20 protein-coding genes, 1 other RNA gene and 1 other annotated feature are annotated in these 21714 nt (G+C 40.4%); of the genes, 1 reads left to right on the top strand and 20 read right to left on the bottom strand.

Annotation, left to right across the window (positions count from 1 at the left end; translation table 11 throughout):
* Positions 1–14 precede the first annotated feature (14 nt).
* The 17 genes from M3182_RS18500 to M3182_RS18420 all read right to left on the bottom strand — a co-directional run bounded on the left by M3182_RS18500 (position 15) and on the right by M3182_RS18420 (position 16913).
* The gene (locus M3182_RS18500; protein WP_251431438.1) at positions 15–944 is read right to left on the bottom strand and encodes a peptidase U32 family protein; all 930 of its coding nucleotides are present in this window, start codon (positions 942–944) and stop codon (positions 15–17) included.
* Positions 937–1590 (bottom strand): O-methyltransferase, encoded by a 654-nt coding sequence (locus tag M3182_RS18495; protein WP_251431435.1) that lies wholly within the window; start codon positions 1588–1590, stop codon positions 937–939. Before M3182_RS18495 ends, M3182_RS18500 begins: the two co-directional genes overlap by 8 nt.
* Before the next feature lie 437 nt (positions 1591–2027).
* On the bottom strand, positions 2028–3191 hold the full coding sequence (gene mltG, locus M3182_RS18490) for an endolytic transglycosylase MltG (protein WP_251559445.1): 1164 nt from the start codon (positions 3189–3191) through the stop codon (positions 2028–2030).
* Between the two features lie 571 nt (positions 3192–3762).
* Entirely contained in the window at positions 3763–4050 is a 288-nt protein-coding gene (locus tag M3182_RS18485; RefSeq protein WP_221872042.1) for a DUF1292 domain-containing protein, read from the bottom strand.
* Positions 4051–4055: 5 nt separating this feature from the next.
* On the bottom strand, positions 4056–4475 hold the full coding sequence (gene ruvX, locus M3182_RS18480) for a Holliday junction resolvase RuvX (RefSeq protein ID WP_251431430.1): 420 nt from the start codon (positions 4473–4475) through the stop codon (positions 4056–4058).
* The gene (locus tag M3182_RS18475) at positions 4475–4744 is read right to left on the bottom strand and encodes an IreB family regulatory phosphoprotein (RefSeq protein ID WP_251431428.1); all 270 of its coding nucleotides are present in this window, start codon (positions 4742–4744) and stop codon (positions 4475–4477) included. Before M3182_RS18475 ends, ruvX begins: the two co-directional genes overlap by 1 nt.
* A 76-nt stretch (positions 4745–4820) precedes the next feature.
* The gene (gene alaS / locus M3182_RS18470; protein WP_251559443.1) at positions 4821–7454 is read right to left on the bottom strand and encodes an alanine--tRNA ligase; all 2634 of its coding nucleotides are present in this window, start codon (positions 7452–7454) and stop codon (positions 4821–4823) included.
* Between the two features lie 143 nt (positions 7455–7597).
* Positions 7598–7810: a binding site (T-box leader), on the bottom strand.
* A gap of 57 nt (positions 7811–7867) precedes the next feature.
* Positions 7868–8944, bottom strand: a complete 1077-nt coding sequence (locus M3182_RS18465; RefSeq protein ID WP_251431423.1) for an AI-2E family transporter — start codon at positions 8942–8944, stop codon at positions 7868–7870.
* A 162-nt stretch (positions 8945–9106) separates the two neighbouring features.
* Entirely contained in the window at positions 9107–9241 is a 135-nt protein-coding gene (locus M3182_RS18460; RefSeq protein WP_251431421.1) for a YrzQ family protein, read from the bottom strand.
* 41 nt (positions 9242–9282) lie between these two features.
* Positions 9283–9474 (bottom strand): YrzR-like zinc ribbon domain, encoded by a 192-nt coding sequence (locus M3182_RS18455; RefSeq protein WP_251431418.1) that lies wholly within the window; start codon positions 9472–9474, stop codon positions 9283–9285.
* Positions 9446–9967 (bottom strand): PRC-barrel domain-containing protein, encoded by a 522-nt coding sequence (locus M3182_RS18450; protein ID WP_251559441.1) that lies wholly within the window; start codon positions 9965–9967, stop codon positions 9446–9448. The genes M3182_RS18455 and M3182_RS18450 overlap by 29 nt, the downstream gene beginning before the upstream one ends.
* A 25-nt stretch (positions 9968–9992) precedes the next feature.
* Positions 9993–12446: an SF1B family DNA helicase RecD2 gene (gene recD2, locus M3182_RS18445; protein WP_251559439.1), complete on the bottom strand. Its 2454-nt coding sequence runs from the start codon at positions 12444–12446 to the stop codon at positions 9993–9995.
* 34 nt (positions 12447–12480) lie between these two features.
* Positions 12481–13146, bottom strand: a complete 666-nt coding sequence (locus M3182_RS18440) for a tetratricopeptide repeat protein (protein WP_251559437.1) — start codon at positions 13144–13146, stop codon at positions 12481–12483.
* 225 nt (positions 13147–13371) lie between these two features.
* Positions 13372–14487: a tRNA 2-thiouridine(34) synthase MnmA gene (mnmA, locus tag M3182_RS18435; protein WP_251559435.1), complete on the bottom strand. Its 1116-nt coding sequence runs from the start codon at positions 14485–14487 to the stop codon at positions 13372–13374.
* Between the two features lie 42 nt (positions 14488–14529).
* On the bottom strand, positions 14530–15672 hold the full coding sequence (locus M3182_RS18430) for a cysteine desulfurase family protein (protein WP_251559434.1): 1143 nt from the start codon (positions 15670–15672) through the stop codon (positions 14530–14532).
* A 138-nt stretch (positions 15673–15810) separates the two neighbouring features.
* Positions 15811–16233 (bottom strand): cysteine metabolism transcriptional regulator CymR, encoded by a 423-nt coding sequence (cymR, locus tag M3182_RS18425; RefSeq protein ID WP_251559432.1) that lies wholly within the window; start codon positions 16231–16233, stop codon positions 15811–15813.
* A complete protein-coding gene (locus M3182_RS18420; RefSeq protein WP_251431397.1) occupies positions 16230–16913 on the bottom strand; it encodes a YczE/YyaS/YitT family protein in 684 nt (227 codons plus the stop codon). Before M3182_RS18420 ends, cymR begins: the two co-directional genes overlap by 4 nt.
* Before the next feature lie 262 nt (positions 16914–17175).
* Between M3182_RS18420 and M3182_RS18415 the strand changes: the two genes are divergently transcribed.
* Complete coding sequence (locus M3182_RS18415) at positions 17176–18450, top strand: replication-associated recombination protein A (protein ID WP_251559430.1); 1275 nt, start codon at positions 17176–17178, stop codon at positions 18448–18450.
* Positions 18451–18733: 283 nt separating this feature from the next.
* Here M3182_RS18415 and M3182_RS18410 read toward each other — a convergent pair whose 3' ends face one another.
* The 3 genes from M3182_RS18410 to aspS all read right to left on the bottom strand — a co-directional run bounded on the left by M3182_RS18410 (position 18734) and on the right by aspS (position 21701).
* Positions 18734–19495, bottom strand: coding sequence for a tRNA threonylcarbamoyladenosine dehydratase (locus M3182_RS18410; RefSeq protein ID WP_251559428.1), 762 nt, complete (start codon positions 19493–19495; stop codon positions 18734–18736).
* A 176-nt stretch (positions 19496–19671) separates the two neighbouring features.
* A non-coding RNA gene (ssrS, locus tag M3182_RS18405) (6S RNA) lies at positions 19672–19864 on the bottom strand.
* Between the two features lie 58 nt (positions 19865–19922).
* The gene (aspS, locus tag M3182_RS18400) at positions 19923–21701 is read right to left on the bottom strand and encodes an aspartate--tRNA ligase (RefSeq protein WP_251559426.1); all 1779 of its coding nucleotides are present in this window, start codon (positions 21699–21701) and stop codon (positions 19923–19925) included.
* Between the last annotated feature and the right edge of the window lie 13 nt (positions 21702–21714).

Here is a 21714-nt window from a genome sequence, read left to right as displayed (position 1 = left end):
ACATCTACTTTTCCTTAATAGACAGTTTCTTTAAAGAAGAATCCAGTGTCTAATGAACGATGCTCTGGTTGGATTTCTTCTGCTTTTTCAAGAAGCTCATCTTTGATTTCTTCGTACTTGTCAGCATCTTCAACAGCTAAATCAATTGCTTGGCGATATAACGCTGTAACCGCGACTAAATAATCAGTATCTTTTAAAATACCGTCAATTTTGAAAGAATCTACACCAGCTTCGACCATTTCTTGTAGCTCATCAATGATGCATAAATCATTTGGGCTCATGATGTGCGTACCGTTCTCATCTTCAAAAATTGGGTATTTGTTGCCACGATCTTTATCATGTAAAAACATATTTTTCTGTTGTTTACGATTTTCAATTTCCATTGCTTTTCCTTGATATTCAAAGTAATTCCCTAGCAATGACCGTTTTGATTGGAACATACAGAGCATTCCATGGACTTGTACCTCAATTTCTACTTCTGCATGCTCTTTTATCTCGACAACTGCGTCCATACTGATTTCACGAGCAAGTACAGCACGCTTTGCGCCTTTTCTTCCCCAGTAGTTGCAGGTATACCAGTTGGTAGCGGTTGTTTCCGTATTCCAATGCAACTTCATCTCAGGCGCTGTTTCACGAGCAGCCATCAATACTGCCGGGTCCCCGAAAAGGATAGCGTCAGCATCAACTTCTTTAAGAAATTGAATATAATCACTCAATAGTTCAATTTTTTCGTTATGAAAAATGGCGTTCATAGCAACATAAACTTTTTTCCCTTTTGAATGAGCTAAGTCTATTGCTCTCTTTACATCTTCTCTTTTAAACTCTCCGGCCAATCTAAGTCCGAATTTTTGCTCGCCAATAACAAATGCATCAGCACCAGCTTCTATTAATGGTAAAATATCATCCACATTCGTTGGTGTTACTAACAATTCTGGTTTATTCATTTTCTTCACCTCGTTTTACACTAATTGCTACACCATCTCCTACAGGTAATATGACCGTGTCATAATCGGGATGGTTCGTAAGCCAATGGTTGAAATGATCAATTTTTTTTACCAAATTTTGAATTCGTTTTGTCGGGCTATCCTGAGTCGCTACAAGGCCTTTAAATAGTACATTGTCTGTGACGACAATTCCACCAGGCTTTAAAAAAGCGGAATATAGTTCAAAGAACCGCTGATATTGACCTTTTGCGGCATCAATAAATAAAACGTCGAAAGGCCCTAAAGAGCCAGCTTGGTCGACCACTTCTAGCGCATCTCCAAAGACGGTCGTAATTTGATCTTCTTTTTCTGCTCTTTGAATATACTCTTTCGCTTTTGAAAAGCGTTCTTTGTCCCGCTCAATTGTGACAATTTTCGACTTCGGAAGAGCAAAAGCCATTCTCAAAGCGGAATAGCCAATCGCTGTCCCAACCTCTAGGATTGTCTCAGCTTGTTTCATTCTTAATATTTGCAACATCGTTTCAATCCCTGTTGCCTCCATAATTGGGACACGATGCTCATCGGCATATGTCTCCATTTCCGCAAGGATTCCTTGGCGGGGAGGAATCAGTGATTCAATATATTTTTGCAGCTTGTCTTCTTTCACGCTGCAACTCACCTCTATTCATAGGGCATTCTAAAACGGGATTATTACTTAACCGGTAACACCGTCGGCATGACGAATCACCAGTTGGAACGCAACTCCTCACTGATGACATTCTTGTCCTATTCGATTGAGAGAATAAGCAGGTAAGCACCCGTTCAGGTTCTCCAGAAATGGAGCCCATCTCCTGAGTAATAGTTTATCTGGGCTCAGTTTTCTGATTAGAAAACGGATAGTATGTTGGTTAAGTGAATGAGCTTTATTACAAGAAAAAATAGCGTTAACAGATGGAGGAAGAACTCATTTGCAATTCATTGCTCTGGCAAGGTTCTTCAGCACTGTAAAATACGCTATCCCTACATCTATAAAAAACACTTGGACTATTTTAACACAAAAGAAGGAGAAATGCTATTCCTATGCATCTCTCCTTTCCTTGTTAATTATTGGTTTGTTATATGTTCTGCTTTTCGACGATTATGTTCTTCAAGAGTTTTCGAGAACAATACTTCCCCCTCAGGTGTTGCAAGGAAATAGAGGTCGTCAATATCTGCTGGAGCAACTGCTGCCTCAATCGACATGATCCCTGCATTGGCAATTGGTCCGGGAGGAAGGCCATAATGTTGATACGTATTATAAGGGGAATCAATCTCTAAGTCCTTATAATAGACGCGGTCCTTATGTTCTCCATGGGCATACAACACTGTTGGGTCTGTTTGTAGCTTCATTCCGGTTTCCATCCGATTATAGAATACACTCGAGATTTTATCGCGATCTACTTTTGCTGTCGCTTCTTCTTCGATTAACGAAGACATGGTCATTAATTCATGCACACTTAAGCCCTTTTCCTCAGCCAAAGGTAAATAATCCATAACCACTGATTTAGTTTTATCAAGCATGGCGGTAACAATCTCTTCTAGTGGCGGATTCTCCTCATAGAACGGATAGGTTGCCGGGAATAGATACCCTTCAAGTGGGTATTTAATTTGACTATCCAAGATTTTATCCGTCAAGATTTCCGGATACTTCTTCATCAGTTCCTGTATAAAATCTTCATCGTTTAATTGTGCGAAAACATCTTTATAGTCTTTATTTGACTTCTCGGAGATAATCTCGGCAATTTGTGTTAGTTGCTTTCCTTCTGGAATCGTAATTTTCATTACGACTTCTTGCATCATGCTACCCGTTTTTATTGTTTCAATTACAGTTTTTAAATTCATTGAAGGACTTAAAGTATATTCCCCTGCCATAAACCCTGATTCGTTTCTAAACTTCACATAATATTTAAACACGGTAGCATCACGAATTATTCCATTCTCCTCAAGAATTTGTCCAATCCCCGTTGAGGTAGAACCAATTGGAATCTCGACAACTAATTCTTCCTTATTCTCTTCGTCAACTGGCTTTAAGGCATTGCTTATGTAAAAGTAACCACCTACCACAATAATAGCTACCAACAACACCAAAGCAATGGCTAAAACCGAAACTATTTTACGCACTACCTTCGCCTCGTTTTGTTGTTCGGTCATCTTTTCAGCGATATATTGTTTTTTTTCACCAATCTCCAACTTTTTGCTGTTGTTCTTGTTCTTTTTCTCCTTCGCCATCGTTTCCCCCCTGGCTGACTTTAGCTAATAGGAAAAAGAAGATCAAAGATCTTTCACTCTCTCGAACTAAATTAAATCTCCATCAGCTAGTTTCTTTATTTAGGTTATTTTCGTAAAGATTGCTGTTTAAAACCTTTTGCTCTGTTAAACGCTGCTGTCGAATTATGCTCCAGGCACTTCACTTCAATCAACCTGCAACAAATCCACATTAAATTTTAACACAGCCAAAACTTAAAGGTTAGACTAGACTCCAAGCAGTTTCGAAAACAAAAAATAGCAATAGTCACTACGAAAACAACCTTAAATTAATGTAATTTCTCGAATCATTATACTATATTTCCATAATCAAGTCGCAATAAATCTCAAATTTCGTCAAAATTCTCCCGAAAAGCGGAAGCGGCTTTCCAGCGACGTATGGCCTGGAGCTCTCCTACTGAGGCTAAATTTTACATACAATAAAGCTAAACGATTAGAAACTAGTCAGCGGTTTGCCTTCTTTTGTTTCCTGAACAAAAAAAACCAGGATTTTCCTCCTGGTTTTTTTGGTTCATTTTATGTTTGTTTTAATATTTTATTCTTCGTCTTGCTCAGCAAGGAAAGTTTCTAGCATTTCTTCAATCATATCCCACTCTTCGTCGGATTCAATTGGCATTAACTCTCCATCTTGTCCATCTTCTGTTGGAGTGAAAGAAGAAGCGTGAATCTCAATCTCTTCTTCGTCATCCTCTTCTGCACCTATTGGATAATACAGTACATAAGACTTGCCAAACTCTTCAGAGTCAAATGTAAAAAGTACTTCGCAAAGCTGTTCGTTTCCGTTTTCATCTACTACTGTAATATTGTTTTCACCGTGATCCATTCTATTCACCTCATTAAACTATTAAGATAACCTTGTAAAATCATAACAGCGGCCATCTTATCAATCACTTTCTTTCGTTTTTTTCGACTGACATCCGCTTCAAGTAAAACTCTTTCCGCGGCCATCGTTGTTAAGCGCTCGTCCCAAAGGACAGCAGATACACCAAAAAGTTTTTCGACTTCCTCTGCATATCTCTGAGAGGCTTCGCCACGCGGGCCAATCGTACCGTTCATGTTTTTCGGGAGCCCAATAACGACTTTATCTACATTATACTCTTTTATGAGATTCCCTAACCGCTCAAAACCATACTCATTTTCCGCTTCATTAATCTTTAGTGTCTCTAAACCTTGCGCTGTCCAACCAAGTTCATCACTTAGTGCAATGCCGACCGTCTTCGAGCCGACATCTAATCCCATTATGCGCATTATTGACCCTCACGTGAACGTTTCAAATATGATTTCACTAATTCTTCAATGATTTCATCCCGTTCTAACTTTCTGATAATGTTTCGGGCATCACGATGACGAGGAATGTACGCTGGATCTCCAGAAAGAAGATACCCAACAATCTGGTTAATCGGGTTGTAGCCTTTTTCCTGAAGTGCTTCGTATACCTCGAAAAGCACGTCATTCACATTATGCTCAAACGGCTCTTCAGGGAAATTAAATTTCATCGTTTTGTCGAAAGAGCTCATCGAATGCACCTCACTTTTTCTTTAAAGGGAAATTTTTCTTTAATTCACCTTTATTCTACACTACTTTCCCTTTATATCAAATTGATTTTACCCATTCTTCAACAAATTGCAGAGCATTGTCGAGTTTTGACGGATCTTTCCCACCAGCTTGGGCCATATCTGGGCGGCCTCCGCCACCACCTCCACAGATGCTAGCAGCTTCTTTTACTAAATTCCCTGCATGATATCCTTTATCAATTAAATCTTTTGTTACCCCAGCGATTAAGTTTACTTTGCCGTTATCCGCACTACCAAGCAAAATCACAACGGTGCCAAGTTTTTGTTTCAAGTCATCTGCCATATTTCTCAAACTGTTCATATCCGCTGCTTGTACCTTGGCAGCAAGAACTGGTACGCCGTCCACATCTTTCACCTGCGAAGCTAGGCTTCCTGCTTCAATATTACCCAATTTAGCAGCTAATGATTCATTTTCACGTTGTAACTGTTTGTTTTCAGCTAAAAGTACATCAACACGAGAGGCAACTTCCTTAGGTGCTGTTTTCAACTTAGCAGCAGCAGTTTTCAAAATCGCAAGTTGATCATTTAGTGCTTTGTATGCAGCCTCCCCTGTAAGAGCTTCAATTCTTCGTGTACCAGCGCCAATTCCACTCTCAGAAGCAATTTTGAATAAGCCAATTACTGAAGTATTTGGAACATGGCAACCTCCGCAAAGTTCAAGACTATAATTTCCAACTTGAACAACGCGAACGATATCGCCATATTTTTCACCGAAGAGAGCCATTGCACCCATTGCTTTTGCCTCTGCAATTGGTTTAAAGTCGGTTTCAACTGAAATACTGTTCCAGATTTTTTCGTTTACAATCGCCTCGATTTTCTCCAGTTCCTCCTGAGTAATCTGGCCGAAGTGTGAGAAATCAAAACGTAGACGATCAGGTTCTACTAAGGAACCTGCCTGATTAACGTGTGTTCCAAGAACATCTTTTAACGCTTGGTGAAGTAAGTGGGTCGCTGTATGATTCTTAACAATTTGGGACCGTTTTTTATAGTCCACTTTTGCTTGAACTTTCGATTCGTTCTTGAGCGTTCCCTCTTCCACGACTGCATGATGGAGGTTCTGTCCATTTGGCGCTTTTTGAACATCCTTAACAGAGACTTTCACGCCTTCTGCAAAAAGAATTCCTTGGTCTGCAATTTGTCCACCACTCTCAGCATAGAATGGAGTCACATCAAGGATGAAATGGAATTCGTCCCCTGAAGAAACAGCCTCAACCACTTCGCCGTCTTTCACAATCGCAACGACCTTTGCTTCTGTTTCCAAGTTATCATAACCTACGAATTGGCTGTCAACAGTAATGTCACCTAGGACTCCACCCTGTACTTGCATCGAGCCGACATCTTGTCGAGCAGATCGAGCTCGTTCACGTTGTAGCTCCATTTCAGCTTCAAAGCCATCATGGTCCACTTTCATTCCTTCGTCTTCTGCGTATTCTTCTGTTAATTCAACAGGGAATCCATAAGTATCGTATAGGCGGAATACATCGGCACCTTGAATGGTGTCACTGCCCTTTTGTTTTTGTTCCTTAATTAACTCAGATAAGATGGCTAAACCTTCGTTAAGCGTTTCGTGGAAACGATCTTCTTCATTTTTAATCACTTTGGCGATAAACTCAGCATTATCTTTCACTTGTGGGTAAAAGTCATGCATGATTTCTCCTACTACAGGAACTAATTCAAACATGAACGGACGATGAATATTTATTTTCTTCGCATAGCGAACAGCTCGACGAAGCAATCTTCTAAGAACATATCCACGGCCTTCATTGGATGGCAGCGCACCGTCACCCACAGCGAAAGCAACCGTACGAATATGATCAGCTACCACTTTAAACGCGGTATCCTTCTCATTTGTCACACGATATTTTTCACCAGAAATTTCTTCTGTTGCTTTAATAATCGGCATAAACAAATCAGTATCAAAGTTTGTTGGCACTTCTTGAACAACGGAAGCCATTCGTTCTAAGCCCATTCCAGTATCAATGTTTTTCTTAGGAAGCGGCGTATATGTACCGTCAGGGTTATGGTTAAATTCAGAGAAAACAAGGTTCCATACTTCTAGATAACGATCATTTTCTCCACCAGGGTATAGCTCTGGATCTTCCGGATTATCTCCGTACTCAGGTCCTCGGTCGTAGAAAATCTCTGTATTTGGACCACTTGGTCCTTCTCCGATATCCCAGAAGTTTCCTTCTAAACGAATAATTCTTTCTTCCGGAACCCCAATCTTTTTACTCCAAATTTCATATGCTTCTTCATCTTCTGGATGAATTGTCACAGAAAGTTTTTCTTTGTCAAAGCCCATCCATTTTTCATCTGTTAAAAACTCCCAAGCCCAATCAATTGCTTCTACTTTAAAGTAATCTCCAATTGAAAAGTTACCAAGCATTTCAAAAAACGTATGGTGACGTGCCGTTTTTCCAACATTCTCAATATCGTTGGTCCGAATCGATTTTTGTGCATTGGTAATGCGAGGGTTCTCTGGAATAACGCGGCCATCAAAATATTTTTTTAAGGTTGCCACGCCGCTATTTATCCAAAGCAATGACGGATCATCATGCGGAACGAGCGGTGCACTAGGCTCCACAGCATGTCCCTTCTCTTTGAAAAACTCTAAAAACAATCTACGGATTTCTGAACCAGTTTGTTGTTTCATCAAGTGCCTCCTCCTTTTAATAAAAGAAATAAAGTTTTGAGAAAATATTTAAGCTTTACTAGACGCTAACGTAGAATCGAGTACAGTAAGCAGGTTGTCCAAAACATAGGATTCCTAAAAACACAAAAAAGCCCCCATCCCTGGACAGGGACGAGAGCTAACTCGCGGTACCACCCTGATTATGAATGCGTCAGAAGAACATTCATCTCTCATAATGCCTTAACGCGGCATGACGGCAGTGTTTAGCTGCACTCCAGATTAGCCTTCTGCTACCCTTCACAGAGAATTTCTTTCAGCCATGGAAATTCCTCTCTTATCAGTGGTCTGTAACATACTCGATCTTTCAACATTTTCTTCAATTTCAAGCTATAGCCGAATTATATATAAGCACGAATCCTTTTGTCAAATCCGAATTATTGCGCGGGCTTTCTTCTCATCCGTATAAGATGCTCTTTGGCATGAAGAATCGCCGTTTTTATTACGACAAGTACAGGTACGGCTAGAACTAAGCCGATAACACCACCAATCTCTCCGCCCGCAAGTAAGGCAAACATGATCACAAGAGGATGCATGCGTAAACTTCTCCCAACAATAATTGGAGAAAGAATATTTCCTTCAAGAAATTGAAGTGAGAAAACAATGATTATACAAATAACCACCATCTTCCCCGAGATCGTAGCAGCGATGATAACTGCCGGAATGGCCCCAATAATCGGTCCAAAATAAGGGATGACATTGGTGATTCCAACAATGATGCCCAATAGCAGTGAATACGGCATCCCCGCAAGGAAAAACAACAAAGTAGATAAAACGCCAATAACGAGACAAACAAGCAATTGGCCACGGATGTAATTTCCTAACGAACGGTCGATATCGCGCAAAAATAACTTTCCTTGTTCACGCCAACGTGATGGAGTAATATACCATACAGCCCTTTTCATGACATTAAAGTCTTTTAGCATATAAAAAGCAATAAACGGTATGATGGCAAGCGTAACAACCGAATTTAGGAATCCTTTTAAAAAGTTTAAAATACCAGATAAGACTCCCTCTAAATACGACTCAACCGCTATTATGGAATCATCGATTCGATTCTTAACCGCAGGTGGCCAGCGCGAGGTTTCATCCTGGATCCCATCTACCCATTCTTGATAATAAGCTGCAAAAACTGGTGTATTTTCCGCAAGATCATGAAGCTGATTCACAAAGGCCGGCATCCCTTTATAAATGCCGAAGCCTACGCCGCCAAAAAACAAAGAATAGATAATAAACACCGCTATCCCTCTATGAAGCCCCCGGTTATGAAGGTTCTCAATCACAGGATGTAAAAGATAGGTGATGAACGCACCGACCGCAAACGGAATAAATAGTGTCATGAATATTTCTAAGAATGGCGCCCAGACCTGTTGTAGTTTAAGAAAAACATAAATAACAATGAATAATAGTAGCAAAAAGCCTAAACGGTAAAACCAACTCATCCGGATATCCATTCTTTCACCACCTTATGTTTATTTTTAAACGTTAGGTAGAGATTATTCATAAGAAAACGGAAGAATTCGTTAGCTACAGTTACTTTTAGTGAGAGTTGGTATAAGGTCCCATGAATTCCTTGTATTTCAAAAGTCCCCTGTTAGAAACAGGGGACCCACAGATTAGAGAATGGCTTTCGTAATCCTTTTTTGAAGTTTTTTCATTTGGCGTTTGTCCATCATATCGTTTTTCTGCATATAACCATATGCCGCCATTCCGGCACCAAAGACCAATGCTGAGGTTAACATTCTATTCATATCGCTTCACCTCTTGTTTTTATTTCCAATGGCTACCAGCATCAAACACCAAACATACGCTCATCCTCGTCAAATAAATCGTCAAGGGAGCTTAAGGAGCCGTCTTCTTCCACCTGATGAGTATGAATGATTCCCTTAGACAGGGTTAGTTCAATGAAGCAATTCCAACAATAGTATTGATTGATACCAATTTTACCGATATCTTTACTCTGGCAGTTGGGGCATGTTAACATCAATGCTCACCTCGTTAACTTGATTCTCTACGTTAACTATGATGGCATCATTTCTGATTGCAGGAGGTGCAACGGGTTGAACCACACGCTTTCCTTCTGTAATATCGGAAAAAAAGCCATCCGTTAATTCGTACCCTACAATCGTGCCCAATTCTTCCAGAAAATATACATCTTGTAAAAGCCCCAATTCTTCCCCATCTTGAGAATACATCATCCTCCCATTCAATGGTTCACGATGTTCGAAAGTGAAATCAGGTGGAGTCGTTATAGGCTCAATAACGTCCTGAGAGTCAATCAAAACCTCATCCGCTTGATAAGAATGGATATTCTCTACCTTTATCAGGTAGGTCTTTTTAAAGAGTTTGCCTTTTTTTAAAAGCAAACCTTCCACTTTTCCCTCATGCGATACACTCACGTCAGAGACTTCACCAAGCTTGGTTCCACTTTTGAAGTCGATTACCGGAAGACCCTTTAATAGAGAAAATGTCCGCAAAGCGAGCCCACCTTTCCGAACATTTTTAGTTTCCGCTTTCCTCCATAAAATCATAAGGGGTAAGGTTTTCCATTCCAATCATCGGATCAACGGTCATGAGTTGCTCAACTGAATCAAAATCCTCCTTCTTTCCAGATGGTGATTGTATTTCAGCGTTTTGAACTGTATCTTGATCTTTTGTTTCATTATTTCTTATTGGTGATAAAGTTTCGCTTAATTTTTCAGCAAGCGTCGTATTTCGCCTTGTGTCATCCACGCGATCAATGCCTAATCGAAAGGCTTCTTCTTCGCCACACAGAATTAAAAACTGTTGACTCCTTGTGATTGCGGTATAAAGTAAGTTACGACGAAGCATGCGGAAATAACTTTTTACGACAGGCAAAATTACAATCGGAAACTCACTACCTTGAGATTTATGGACCGAACAACAATAAGCATGAGTAATTTGCGACAAGTCTGGACGTGTATAAGTGACTTCATTGCCTTCGTACGAGACCACAACTTGATCTTGCTTTTCGGTATTTTCTTTCGCGTAAAAAATGGCAACAACTTCTCCCATATCACCATTAAAGACATTTGCTTCTGGTTGATTCACTAACTGTAAGACTTTATCTCCAACACGGTATTTGACATCTCCAAACGCAATTTCCTTCCTACTACCATCCTTGTTGGGGTTGAAAATTTCCTGCATTAGTAAATTTAAACGATCAATCCCAGCCGGACCACGATACATTGGGGCTAGCACCTGGATGTCTTTTGACGTAAATCCTTTCTTCTTTGCGTTTAACACTACTTTTTCCACCACTTGGGCAATCTGCCCTGAGGCACAGCGAATGAAGGAACGGTCTGCTTGCTGGGCAACAAGATCTGTTGGCAAGGTCCCTTTTTTGATTTGGTGTGCAAGTTCAATGATAGAAGACCCCTCAGCTTGTCGATAGATATCAGTTAGTCGCACAGTTGGAATACGATTAGAATCTAATAAGTCTTTAAGTACTTGTCCAGGCCCTACAGACGGAAGCTGATCTTCATCGCCAACCAGAATTACTTGAAGGTGATCTGGCAATGCTTTAAACAATTGATGGGCAAGCCAAATATCAACCATTGAGGACTCGTCGACAATTAAAATTTTCCCTTCTAGCTGTCGGTCTTCATCATGATCAAATCCATCGGCCCCGTTCCAACGTAACAATCGGTGGATAGTGACTGCCGGCATGCCTGTCGATTCAGTCATTCGCTTTGCAGCCCGGCCCGTTGGTGCACATAGGATAAATGGGAAAGGTTCATCTTTTTTATAATCATTAACATCGAGTGAACACCCATGGAGCTCTGCATAAAGTTCAACAATTCCTTTGATAACGGTCGTTTTTCCTGTCCCGGGGCCACCAGTCAAGATCATCATTGGTGACATTAATGCGGTTTGAATTGCTTCCTTTTGTGTAGGACCGTATTGAACACCTAAACGCTCCTCAAGGTTTCCCAATGCAAGAAGAAATTCCGATTCAGGAAATTGGTTTTCATATTCTGTCTGTTTGAGAATCCGTCCAATATTATTTACGAGCCCTTTTTCAGAGAAGTAAAGCGATGGAAGATAAATCTTTTGGTCCTCGACAATAATTTTCCCTTCTTCACCTAGCTTGATAATTTCATTCGAAATCTCACTAAACTGAATTTCTTGTGGTTCATTTTGCTCTAATAAGCTTTTCACTTCAGGCAATAAATTCTCTGCTTCAAGGTACACATGCCCACCTTGAACACTAGAGGATTCCAATACATAAAGACAAGCCGCTTTGATTCGGTCTGGATGACTTCCCTTCATCCCCAATTGACGGCCAAGTTCATCAGCGCGACCAAATCCGATGCCCTCAATATCCTCAACCAGTTGAAATGGGTTTTTCTCAATGATTTCAAGAGCTTGTTCACGATAAGCTTGATAAATTTTCATTGATAATTGCGGACCAAAACCATATTGATTCAATCCAACTAAAACTTGCTCGAGACCTTGATGTTCATAGATGGTGTCGTAAAGCGTCTTCGCTTTCTCAGGGCTTAACTTTGGCACCCCGTCTAGGACCGAAGGGTTTTCCATGATTTTTGTAATGGCGTTTTCTCCTAGTGTATCGACAATACTCTCGGCAATCTTTTTTCCAATCCCTTTAAAAAGGTCACTAGACAAATATGTAATGATCCCCTGTTTTGATTGCGGCAAATCTTTACGGAAGTGAGTGGCTTGAAACTGGGGGCCAAACTTTGGATGCTCGGTAAACTCTCCAAAGAAAACATACGTTTCCTGCTCATGAATCGCAGGAAAATAACCTGTGACCACCGCTTCCTTATCATCATATTCATCATTTGTTTCTTCCACTCGAATCCTCATTACCGTATACAAATTCTGGTCATTATGAAAGATGGTGACAATTGGCCTGCCTTTTAGATATTTACCTTGTTCCGAAAATAAATCGAGAGCATCCTGCTTATCCATTCGTTATCCCCCCCCAATCTCGCTCATTTCTGTATTACTGATTCTCTTCAATAGCCTGTTCAATTAATTTCTTACCATGACCTGCAAGTAAATGGTCTGGCTGAATTTCAAGTGCTCGCTCAAACATTTCCAATGCTTTTTCTGCCTTTTCCTTAAAACCAAAGGCTACTCCGAGATTATAAAATGCGTCCGCGTGGGTAGGGTCTAATTCAACACTTTTTTCCAATTGTGAGATTGCTTCATCAATATACTCCGTTTGCGCTAGGCACAAGCCATATTGAAAAAATGCTTCCGCATCGGTTTCAAGTAATTCTGTACTTCTTTGGAGAAACGGCAATGCTAATCGGCCTTGCTCAAGTTGAATTAAGCTCATGCCTAACATAAAATAATTGTCCCCTGTTTGAAGTCCTTTTTTCATCGCCAGCTCGAAGTTCTCTTTTGCCTCAGAAAAACGCTCCATCTCATAAAATAAATTTCCTTTGCTATAATATGCAGCTACAGCATTCTCATCGAGCTCAAGAGCGCGATCAAAAAACTTCATCGCCTTTTCGGTTTCCCCAACAGCCGTTAGGACATTTCCAAAATTAATATGTGCGACGGCATTATTAGGATCCTCTTCAATGGCTTCCACGAACACCTTTGCCGCTTCCTCCCATTTTCCTTGTTGCATATATTCAATACCTTTTTGGTTTTTATCCATCTATAATCACTCCAATCTTTACGAAAAAAGTATACCATATTTTTTCTTTCCACCTGAAAAATCCCTAGTCACCACAAAGGGACCAGGGATTTATTTGATCAGGACTTGTCTTAGACTTTGTTGCTTACTATGGTTTTCCTAGCTAACAGCAACATTTATGAAAAAAGCTTAAAATTTGAGCTTCACCTATAAAATTCCTTAACAACAATCTAAAAAGCCCCTCAATTAACCTACATAGGTTAATTTATTTCCGTCTTTGAAAACCTCGTCAATTGTACCGCCGCCAAGACATTCATCACCGTCATAAAAGACAACGGCTTGTCCAGGTGTTACGGCCCGAATCGGCTCTTTAAAGACCACTTTAACGTTTCCATCTTCGAGTATTTGAACTGTGACTGGGCTATCTGCTTGACGATAACGGAATTTAGCGGTGCATTCAAATTCTTTCAGCTTCGGCTCAGCTGATACCCAACTGACATCCACAGCAAAAATCGAATCCGAATACAATTTTTCATTATGGAAACCTTGTCCAACATAGAGAACATTCCGCTTCAAATCTTTGCCGACAACAAACCATGGTTCACCTGAACCACCGATGCCTAGACCATGTCTTTGGCCAATCGTATAGTACATTAAGCCATCATGTTTCCCCTTCACTTCCCCGTCTAATGTTTCCATAGTTCCAGGTTGTGCTGGTAGATAGTTGCTTAGAAACTCTTTGAAATCACGCTCGCCAATAAAGCAAATTCCAGTACTGTCCTTTTTCGTTGCGGTTGCTAAGTTTGCTTCTTTGGCAATTTCACGTACTTGTGACTTTTCCATATTTCCGATTGGGAACATCACACGCTTCAACTGATCTTGTGTTAGTTGGTTCAAGAAATAAGTTTGATCTTTATTCTGATCCAGCCCACGAAGCATTTTATATTCTCCATCACGATACTCCACTTGAGCGTAATGACCGGTTGCCAAATAATCCGCACCGAGATTTAATGCATGCTCTAAAAAGGCCTTAAATTTAATCTCTTTATTACACATTACATCAGGGTTTGGCGTACGCCCTGCTTTATATTCATCAAGGAAATAAGTAAAAACCTTATCCCAATATTGCTTTTCAAAATTCACTGCATAATATGGAATCCCAATTTGGTTGCAAACACGAATGACATCTTCGTAGTCTTCTGTTGCCGTACAAACGCCATTTTCATCCGTATCATCCCAGTTTTTCATAAAGATTCCGATAACGTCATACCCTTGCTGTTTTAACAGCAAAGCAGCTACAGATGAATCCACTCCTCCAGACATTCCTACAACCACTCTAGTATCTTTAGGTGATTTTTCCATGATTATGACTCACCTCGCTTGTTCTCATACTTTTTCCGATTTCTATTTTACGAGCCGCTTCACTACTTTTGCTGTTTCCTTAGCAGCAGTTTCAATCTGTTCTTTTGTATTGTTTAATCCAAAACTAAATCGAATAGAATTGGTTATGCGTTCTGAATCTTTTCCAAACATCGCTACCAAGACATGTGACGGATCAATCGAACCTGCTGTACATGCGGAACCACTCGAAACAGCCACTCCAGCTAAATCTAGATTTACAAGCATGGCTTCGACATTCGTTCCCGGAAAGCTTAAGTTTAAAACATGTGGCAAACTTTTATCAAGTAAACCGTTCGCTTCAAATGTGACATCTTCACTTTTTAAACAATCAATAAAGAGTGTTTTGAATTCACGGTATAGGTTTTGCTTCGCTTCTTGTTCCTTCATTGCAATTTTTACTGCTACTTGAAACCCAGCAACCGCTGGTACATTTTCTGTCCCAGCCCTGCGTTTTCGTTCCTGTTCACCACCAAAAGCCCTTGGAGACAGTGAAATTCCGTCGGCTACATAAAGAAAACCGATTCCTTTAGGTCCGTTAATTTTATGCGCAGAAACGGATAACATATCAACTTGTAACTCGTTCACATCCAACTTTTCAACACCATAGGCTTGGACCGCATCAGTATGTAAAATCGCTTGATGTTCTTTTAATAGTTCACCGATTTCTTTAATAGGCTGAATGCTACCAACTTCGTTGTTTCCATACATAATGGTCGCTAGGATCGTATCATCTCGTAACGCGTTCTGAAATTCAGCAACCGAAATAACCCCTGTTTCATCAACAGGTAAATACGTTACTTCATATCCCTGCCTCTCTAGTTCCTGACAGCTATGAAGAATAGCGTGATGTTCGATCTGGGTTGTAATGATATGTTTCCCTAAATGTTGATTTTTCTCTGCGTAACCAATGACAGCTAGATTATCAGCTTCTGTTCCACCACTCGTTAAAATAATGTTTGTTGGTTTAGCATGGATACTGTCTGCTAAAACCTGTCTAGTCTCATCAAGAATATGTCTTGTTTCACGCCCGAAGGAATGTATACTAGACGGATTACCAAACTGCGTTTCCATGACGGCTATCATCCTACTAATCACCTCAGGATGAAGAGGGGATGTAGCTGCATGATCTAAATAAATCCTTTCCAAATCTGACACCTTCTTCTGATCAGGCTCTTTTCTCAACACTGAGAAAAGAGCTTATATCACTAATTTTAATGTTCGTATACGTTAAAACCTTTGTAGGTTTATTATTCTTTTACGAGTATAGTGTTTGTTAAATCTTGATTAAATATAGAACATATAGGCATCCGAAACGCCTTGGTCATTCGTATGATTCGCCAGGTCTTCAATCGTTGTATTATCTAGTACAGATTTGATCGAATTGCGAATTCGAATCCATAGTTCTCTTTGTGCAGGGGCTTCATCTTCAATCCCCTCGACGAGGACAATTGGCCCTTCTAAAACGCGAATAATATCGCCTGCGGTAATTTTCGAAGGCTCGTTGGTTAAAACATATCCACCATAAGCTCCTCTAATGCTTCGTACTAAGCCTGCATTTCTAAGTGGCGCAACTAGTTGCTCTAAATAATGCTCAGACAAATTATGTGTTTGTGCAATCGATTTAAGCGATACAGGACCTTCTCCATGATTTTTTGCTAACTCGATCATAATTGTCATTCCGTAGCGACCTTTAGTTGATATCTTCATAAAACAGCACTCCTATTCGTTTTATCTCCTATATGTTTACTTTTTTGTTTTTGTTCCAATTTAGCAAGGTAAAAATCAGTTACCCTCTGACATTGTGGCAAGGCAAAACCGGATATCTGTCCAATCGTTATACTGTAGACGATTGTCCCCCAAAAAACTGGACCGCCTAATCTCCATCCAATAAACAAAGCCACAATTTCAATGATGCTTCGAACGGTCCTGATTTTCCAGCCTGTCCGTTCGGCTAAAGCAATCATTAAGCTATCACGAGGGCCTGCCCCAAACTGTGCTGAAATGTAAATCCCCATTCCATAGCTTAATAACAAAATCCCCACAGAAAATAATATTGCTCTGCCGATAAGGGATTCTGGTGTGACTAGAAATGGAAGGAGTAAATAGAGATCTATAAATGTCCCGACCAATAGCATATTTACAAACGCACCGATTTGAGGAAATTCCTTTGCAATCAATGCTGAAAGCGTAAGGATGAAAAACCCTGCTAACACCGACCAAGTTCCAATCGTGAGGCCGAATTGATAGTATAAGCCTACATGAAGAACATCCCATGGTGCTACTCCTAAATCACTTTTTAACAGTAAGACAATCCCCAGTGCCATCACAAGCAGACCTACTAAATAGACCAAAATGCGCGGAAACACTTGACCTTTTTTCTTTAACATAAAGTCACCAGCATTCTTAATTATTTTTATCCTGCTAGAACAGGCACTAATAACCTATTTAAAGTTTTTTTAATCCTAACTAAAAATCGGTTAACGATGATAAACGGAAGCAAATTGCAAAAACAACGCTCCCCAATTACTTGGAACGATTCATTTTAATAGGCATTAGCCATTATAACATATCTTTAAAGCCATATACATTTGCCTTGTTTTTGAGGTATGGTAGAGTAAGAACATACTTTTGGTGTTGGAGTGAAAAATCATGAGCGTTAAACCACTTGCATTCAGAATGAGACCTAGGACAATTGATGAAGTAATTGGTCAAACACATTTAGTTGGTAAAGGAAAGATGATCTATCGGATGGTAAAAGCTCGCCAGTTGAGTTCAATGATTTTATATGGTCCCCCAGGGATTGGGAAGACATCAATCGCCTCAGCCATTGCGGGAAGTACACAATATGCATTTCGAACCTTGAATGCAGTAACCAATAATAAAAAGGATATGGAAGTTGTCGCCGCTGAAGCCAAAATGTCAGGAAAAGTGATTTTGCTTCTTGATGAGGTCCACCGCCTCGATAAAGCAAAGCAAGACTTTTTGCTTCCCTACCTAGAAAATGGAATGATTACGTTAATCGGCGCAACAACGAGCAATCCCTATCATGCCATCAATCCTGCAATTCGAAGCCGATGCCAAATTTTCGAGTTAAAGCCACTAGAGCCTGAAGACATTAAAATTGCATTACTTCGAGCATTAGAAGACGAAGAACGAGGATTAGGTAAATATAAAGTTCGGTTAACCGAAGAGGCCTTAACACATTTCGCAACTGCTTCAAATGGGGATGTCCGCAGCTCGCTCAATTCCTTAGAGCTTGCCGTGTTATCCTCAGACCCAAATGGAAACGACGAGATTGTTATTGAATTAGACACCGCCGAGGAGTGTATGCAGAAGAAAAGCCTCGCACATGACAAAGACGGCGATGCACATTATGATGTTTTATCGGGCTTTCAAAAGTCCATTCGCGGCAGTGATGTCAACGCTGCACTTCATTATTTAGGCCGCTTAATCGAAGCCGGTGACCTAGTCAGTATTAGCAGAAGATTATTAGTGATCGCTTATGAAGATATCGGACTAGCCAATCCTCAAGCCGGCTCACGAACACTCGCTGCAATCGAAGTAGCTGAACGGGTTGGGTTTCCAGAAGCAAGAATTCCACTTGCTAACGCTGTTATTGAACTTTGTTTATCACCAAAATCAAACTCAGCAATCACGGCGATCGATGCGGCACTCGCTGATATCCGCGCCGGCCTTAGCGGCGAAGTTCCTGACCATCTGCGTGATGCCCATTATAAAAGCGCAAAAGAATTGGGACGCGGCATTGGTTATAAATATCCGCATGATTACGAAGGTGGCTGGGTGAAACAACAATATCTTCCTAATAAATTAAAAGGAAAAATCTATTTTAAACCAAAGAAAACCGGAAAGTTTGAACAAGCAATGGCCGTAGTTTATGAAAAAATTATGGGCATGAGGAAATAAGCTGGCTGGTTTTTTAAGTCCGTTTGGATCAGGAGTAAAGCCCGAGGCTTTGCTCCTTTTTTATGCTGTTTTGCGGGTCTGGAATAGGTTCAAAGAGGTTGGTGTAAGGTTTTCCGGATTTGCTCTACGGTTTTGTACGTCTGCTCTACAGAATCAGTCCCTTTCTCTAAACGATTTGCTCTACGAATACCACGTTTTCCTATACAAAAACACACTTTACTTTACAAACGGAAATTCCTGTAAAAAATAAACCCATCCAAACTAGTGGATGGGCATTTTATCCTTAATCATTTACGCGATGAATCTTGATATCTTTTAACAATTCCTTCACAACATAGCTGGCCATAATCAACCCACAAGCTGATGGCACGAACGCATTTGAGGATGGTGGCATTTGTGCTTTACGAATTGGAGCATTTTCTTTCCCAACGACCTTGTTCACTTCTTCTAAAGGAACAATTGGGCTCTCATCGGAGAAGACAACCGTGTACCCTTTATGAATGCCTTCCTTACGTAAACGGGTACGGATCACTTTTGCTAGCGGATCGGTATGTGTCTTCGAGATATCGGCAATTTTGAACCGAGTTGGATCCATTTTATTCGCTGCCCCCATACTAGCGATAATCGGGATTTCGCGTTTCATACATTCTTTTGCTAAGTGAATTTTATAAGCGATTGTATCGGACGCATCAACGACAAAATCAATTCCATAACTGAAAAATTGTTCGTACGTTTCCTCGGTATAAAACATTTTTAAAGCAATAACTTCACAATCAGGATTAATATCGCGAATTCGTTCTTCCATCAGTTCAACTTTTGGTCTACCCACTGTTGATAACAAAGCAATCAACTGTCGGTTCACATTTGTGATATCCACGTCATCTTTATCAACCAAGATTAGTCGTCCAACACCAGAACGAGCTAGTGCTTCGGCCGCAAACGACCCTACGCCACCGATTCCTAGAACGGCAACCGTACTGTTTTTCATTATTTCTAAGCCTTCGATACCGATGGCTAACTCATTGCGTGAAAATTGATGAAGCATATATGTTCTCACTCCAAACCGGATTAATTTCAATTAATATTCTTATTCCCGGTAAACAATATATCATACTTTTTTTCAAAAGTAAGTAAATATATAGGGATAATGAACTGGAATATTATCATTAGAAGGATAAAAAACTCCATGCATGTTCGCATGGAGTTTTTTCGTATGTATCGAAGAGCCCCGATTATGCCGTTGCTTTTAATCCTTCGTTTTGATCCCGCTCTTGGCAGGTGGGTACCCTGTCCTGAACAGTTGCAAGTCCTCTTAGTCAAGAGGCGTTTGCTTTGTTCAGTGAACTCCGGGCTCCCGAAGGTAAAAAATGTTCGGTCAAAACTTTTGGGTGTACAACGAACATCTCAGGAACTCTTCTATTTAATAAAAATATAGCATAGAGGAAGGGGAGTTTCAAGTTCCCCTCACCTACCTATTCGTCTTTCTTTTGAATATTTAATGACAAATTCAGCTCATTTAACTGTTCAAGACTAACAACACCAGGCGCCTCTGTTAACAAGTCACTAGCGCTTGCTGTTTTAGGGAAAGCAATGGTATCACGAAGATTCGTTCTTCCAGCTAATAACATCACCATGCGGTCAAGACCGAGGGCAATTCCACCGTGTGGCGGTGTTCCATATTCAAATGCTTCCATTAAGAAACCAAATTGCTCGTTAGCTTGCTCTTTTGTGAATCCAAGGACAGCGAACATTTTCTCTTGAATTTCACGTTCAAAGATTCTTAAGGAACCTCCGCCAAGTTCATACCCATTTAAAACTAAGTCATATGCTTGAGCTCGAACGCTTGCAGGGTCTGTTTCAAGGAGAGCCAAATCTTCACGAACAGGCATCGTAAACGGATGATGCGCCGCGTAATAACGTCCCTCTTCTTCATCATACTCAAGAAGTGGCCAATCAGTAATCCAAAGGAAATTGAATTTGGATTGATCGATTAAATCTAAATCTTTTCCAAGCTTTAATCTTAAAGCCCCAAGAGCATCCGCAACAACCTTAGTTTTATCAGCTACAAACAGAAGTAAATCACCGGTTTCAGCTTGTAATAGTGACTGGATCGCTGCTTGAACTTCTTCATCTAGGAATTTAGCAATTGGCCCTTTCAAGCCTTCTTCTTCCACTTTCAACCAAGCTAGACCTTTTGCTCCATAGATTGAAACAAACTCGGTTAAGCCGTCGATATCTTTACGAGAATAATTAGCCGCTGTGCCTTTCACATTTATTGCTTTTACTTGGCCACCATTTTCTACCGCTGCTGAAAATACTTTGAATCCAGATTCTTTAACAGCTTCTGATAAATCGACTAGTTCAAGTCCAAAACGAGTATCTGGTTTATCAGAACCGTAACGCCCCATCGCTTCATCATAAGACATTCTCTTGAAAGGAAGCTCAATTTCAACGCCTTTTACATCGTTCATTACTTTTTTCATCATGTTTTCAGCCAATGATAAAATCTCTTCTTGACTCATGAAACTTGTTTCAATATCAATTTGAGTAAATTCCGGCTGACGATCTGCACGAAGGTCCTCATCTCGGAAACAGCGAGCGATTTGATAATAACGCTCCACTCCACCAACCATAAGCAATTGTTTGAAGATTTGTGGCGATTGCGGCAATGCATAAAATTCACCTGGATGAACGCGGCTCGGTACAAGATAATCTCTTGCTCCTTCAGGAGTGCTTTTCGTTAAAATAGGCGTTTCAACATCTAAGAACCCTTCGCTGTCGAGGTAATCGCGAATCGCTTTCGTCGTTTGATGTCTCATTTTTAACGTTTCAAACATCACCGGACGACGCATATCAAGGTACCGATATTTTAAACGAAGATCTTCGGAAACGTCTGTTTTATCGGTAATCGTAAACGGCGGAGTTTTTGCTTCATTAATAATCGTTACTTCCTCAGCAGCCACTTCGATTTTACCTGTACTTAAATTTTCGTTGACTGTGCCCTCAGCTCTTGCCAAGACTTTTCCTTTAACACTTAAAACAAATTCACTACGAACTTTTTCAGCAATCTCCAATGCTTCTTTTGAAACATCAGGGTTAAAGACGATCTGAACGAGGCCAGTGCGGTCTCTTAAGTCAATAAAAATTAATCCACCAAGATCACGGCGTTTTTGTACCCATCCCTTTAATGTAACGGACTCTCCAATTGCTTTCTCCGTTACTTCTCCACAAAAATACGATCTACCAAACATGGTGCTTCCCCCT

Origin of the sequence: Mesobacillus maritimus, from assembly GCF_023715205.1 — a bacterium.
Taxonomy (GTDB): domain Bacteria; phylum Bacillota; class Bacilli; order Bacillales; family Cytobacillaceae; genus Mesobacillus_B; species Mesobacillus_B maritimus_C.
Note: the sequence above shows the minus strand (reverse complement) of the source record. Positions and strands in the feature narration are given on the sequence as shown.

What these genes read in the sequence shown, in the direction of transcription:
- M3182_RS18500 (WP_251431438.1), bottom strand. Translation starts at nt 944, where the DNA reads ATGAATAAACCAGAATTGTTAGTAACACCAACGAATGTGGATGATATT.
- mltG (WP_251559445.1), bottom strand. Translation starts at nt 3,191, where the DNA reads ATGGCGAAGGAGAAAAAGAACAAGAACAACAGCAAAAAGTTGGAGATT.
- M3182_RS18485 (WP_221872042.1), bottom strand. Translation starts at nt 4,050, where the DNA reads ATGGATCACGGTGAAAACAATATTACAGTAGTAGATGAAAACGGAAAC.
- ruvX (WP_251431430.1), bottom strand. Translation starts at nt 4,475, where the DNA reads ATGCGCATAATGGGATTAGATGTCGGCTCGAAGACGGTCGGCATTGCA.
- M3182_RS18475 (WP_251431428.1), bottom strand. Translation starts at nt 4,744, where the DNA reads ATGAGCTCTTTCGACAAAACGATGAAATTTAATTTCCCTGAAGAGCCG.
- alaS (WP_251559443.1), bottom strand. Translation starts at nt 7,454, where the DNA reads ATGAAACAACAAACTGGTTCAGAAATCCGTAGATTGTTTTTAGAGTTT.
- M3182_RS18465 (WP_251431423.1), bottom strand. Translation starts at nt 8,944, where the DNA reads ATGGATATCCGGATGAGTTGGTTTTACCGTTTAGGCTTTTTGCTACTA.
- M3182_RS18460 (WP_251431421.1), bottom strand. Translation starts at nt 9,241, where the DNA reads ATGAATAGAATGTTAACCTCAGCATTGGTCTTTGGTGCCGGAATGGCG.
- M3182_RS18455 (WP_251431418.1), bottom strand. Translation starts at nt 9,474, where the DNA reads ATGTTAACATGCCCCAACTGCCAGAGTAAAGATATCGGTAAAATTGGT.
- recD2 (WP_251559439.1), bottom strand. Translation starts at nt 12,446, where the DNA reads ATGGATAAGCAGGATGCTCTCGATTTATTTTCGGAACAAGGTAAATAT.
- M3182_RS18440 (WP_251559437.1), bottom strand. Translation starts at nt 13,146, where the DNA reads ATGGATAAAAACCAAAAAGGTATTGAATATATGCAACAAGGAAAATGG.
- mnmA (WP_251559435.1), bottom strand. Translation starts at nt 14,487, where the DNA reads ATGGAAAAATCACCTAAAGATACTAGAGTGGTTGTAGGAATGTCTGGA.
- cymR (WP_251559432.1), bottom strand. Translation starts at nt 16,233, where the DNA reads ATGAAGATATCAACTAAAGGTCGCTACGGAATGACAATTATGATCGAG.
- M3182_RS18420 (WP_251431397.1), bottom strand. Translation starts at nt 16,913, where the DNA reads ATGTTAAAGAAAAAAGGTCAAGTGTTTCCGCGCATTTTGGTCTATTTA.
- M3182_RS18415 (WP_251559430.1), top strand. Translation starts at nt 17,176, where the DNA reads ATGAGCGTTAAACCACTTGCATTCAGAATGAGACCTAGGACAATTGAT.
- M3182_RS18410 (WP_251559428.1), bottom strand. Translation starts at nt 19,495, where the DNA reads ATGCTTCATCAATTTTCACGCAATGAGTTAGCCATCGGTATCGAAGGC.
- aspS (WP_251559426.1), bottom strand. Translation starts at nt 21,701, where the DNA reads ATGTTTGGTAGATCGTATTTTTGTGGAGAAGTAACGGAGAAAGCAATT.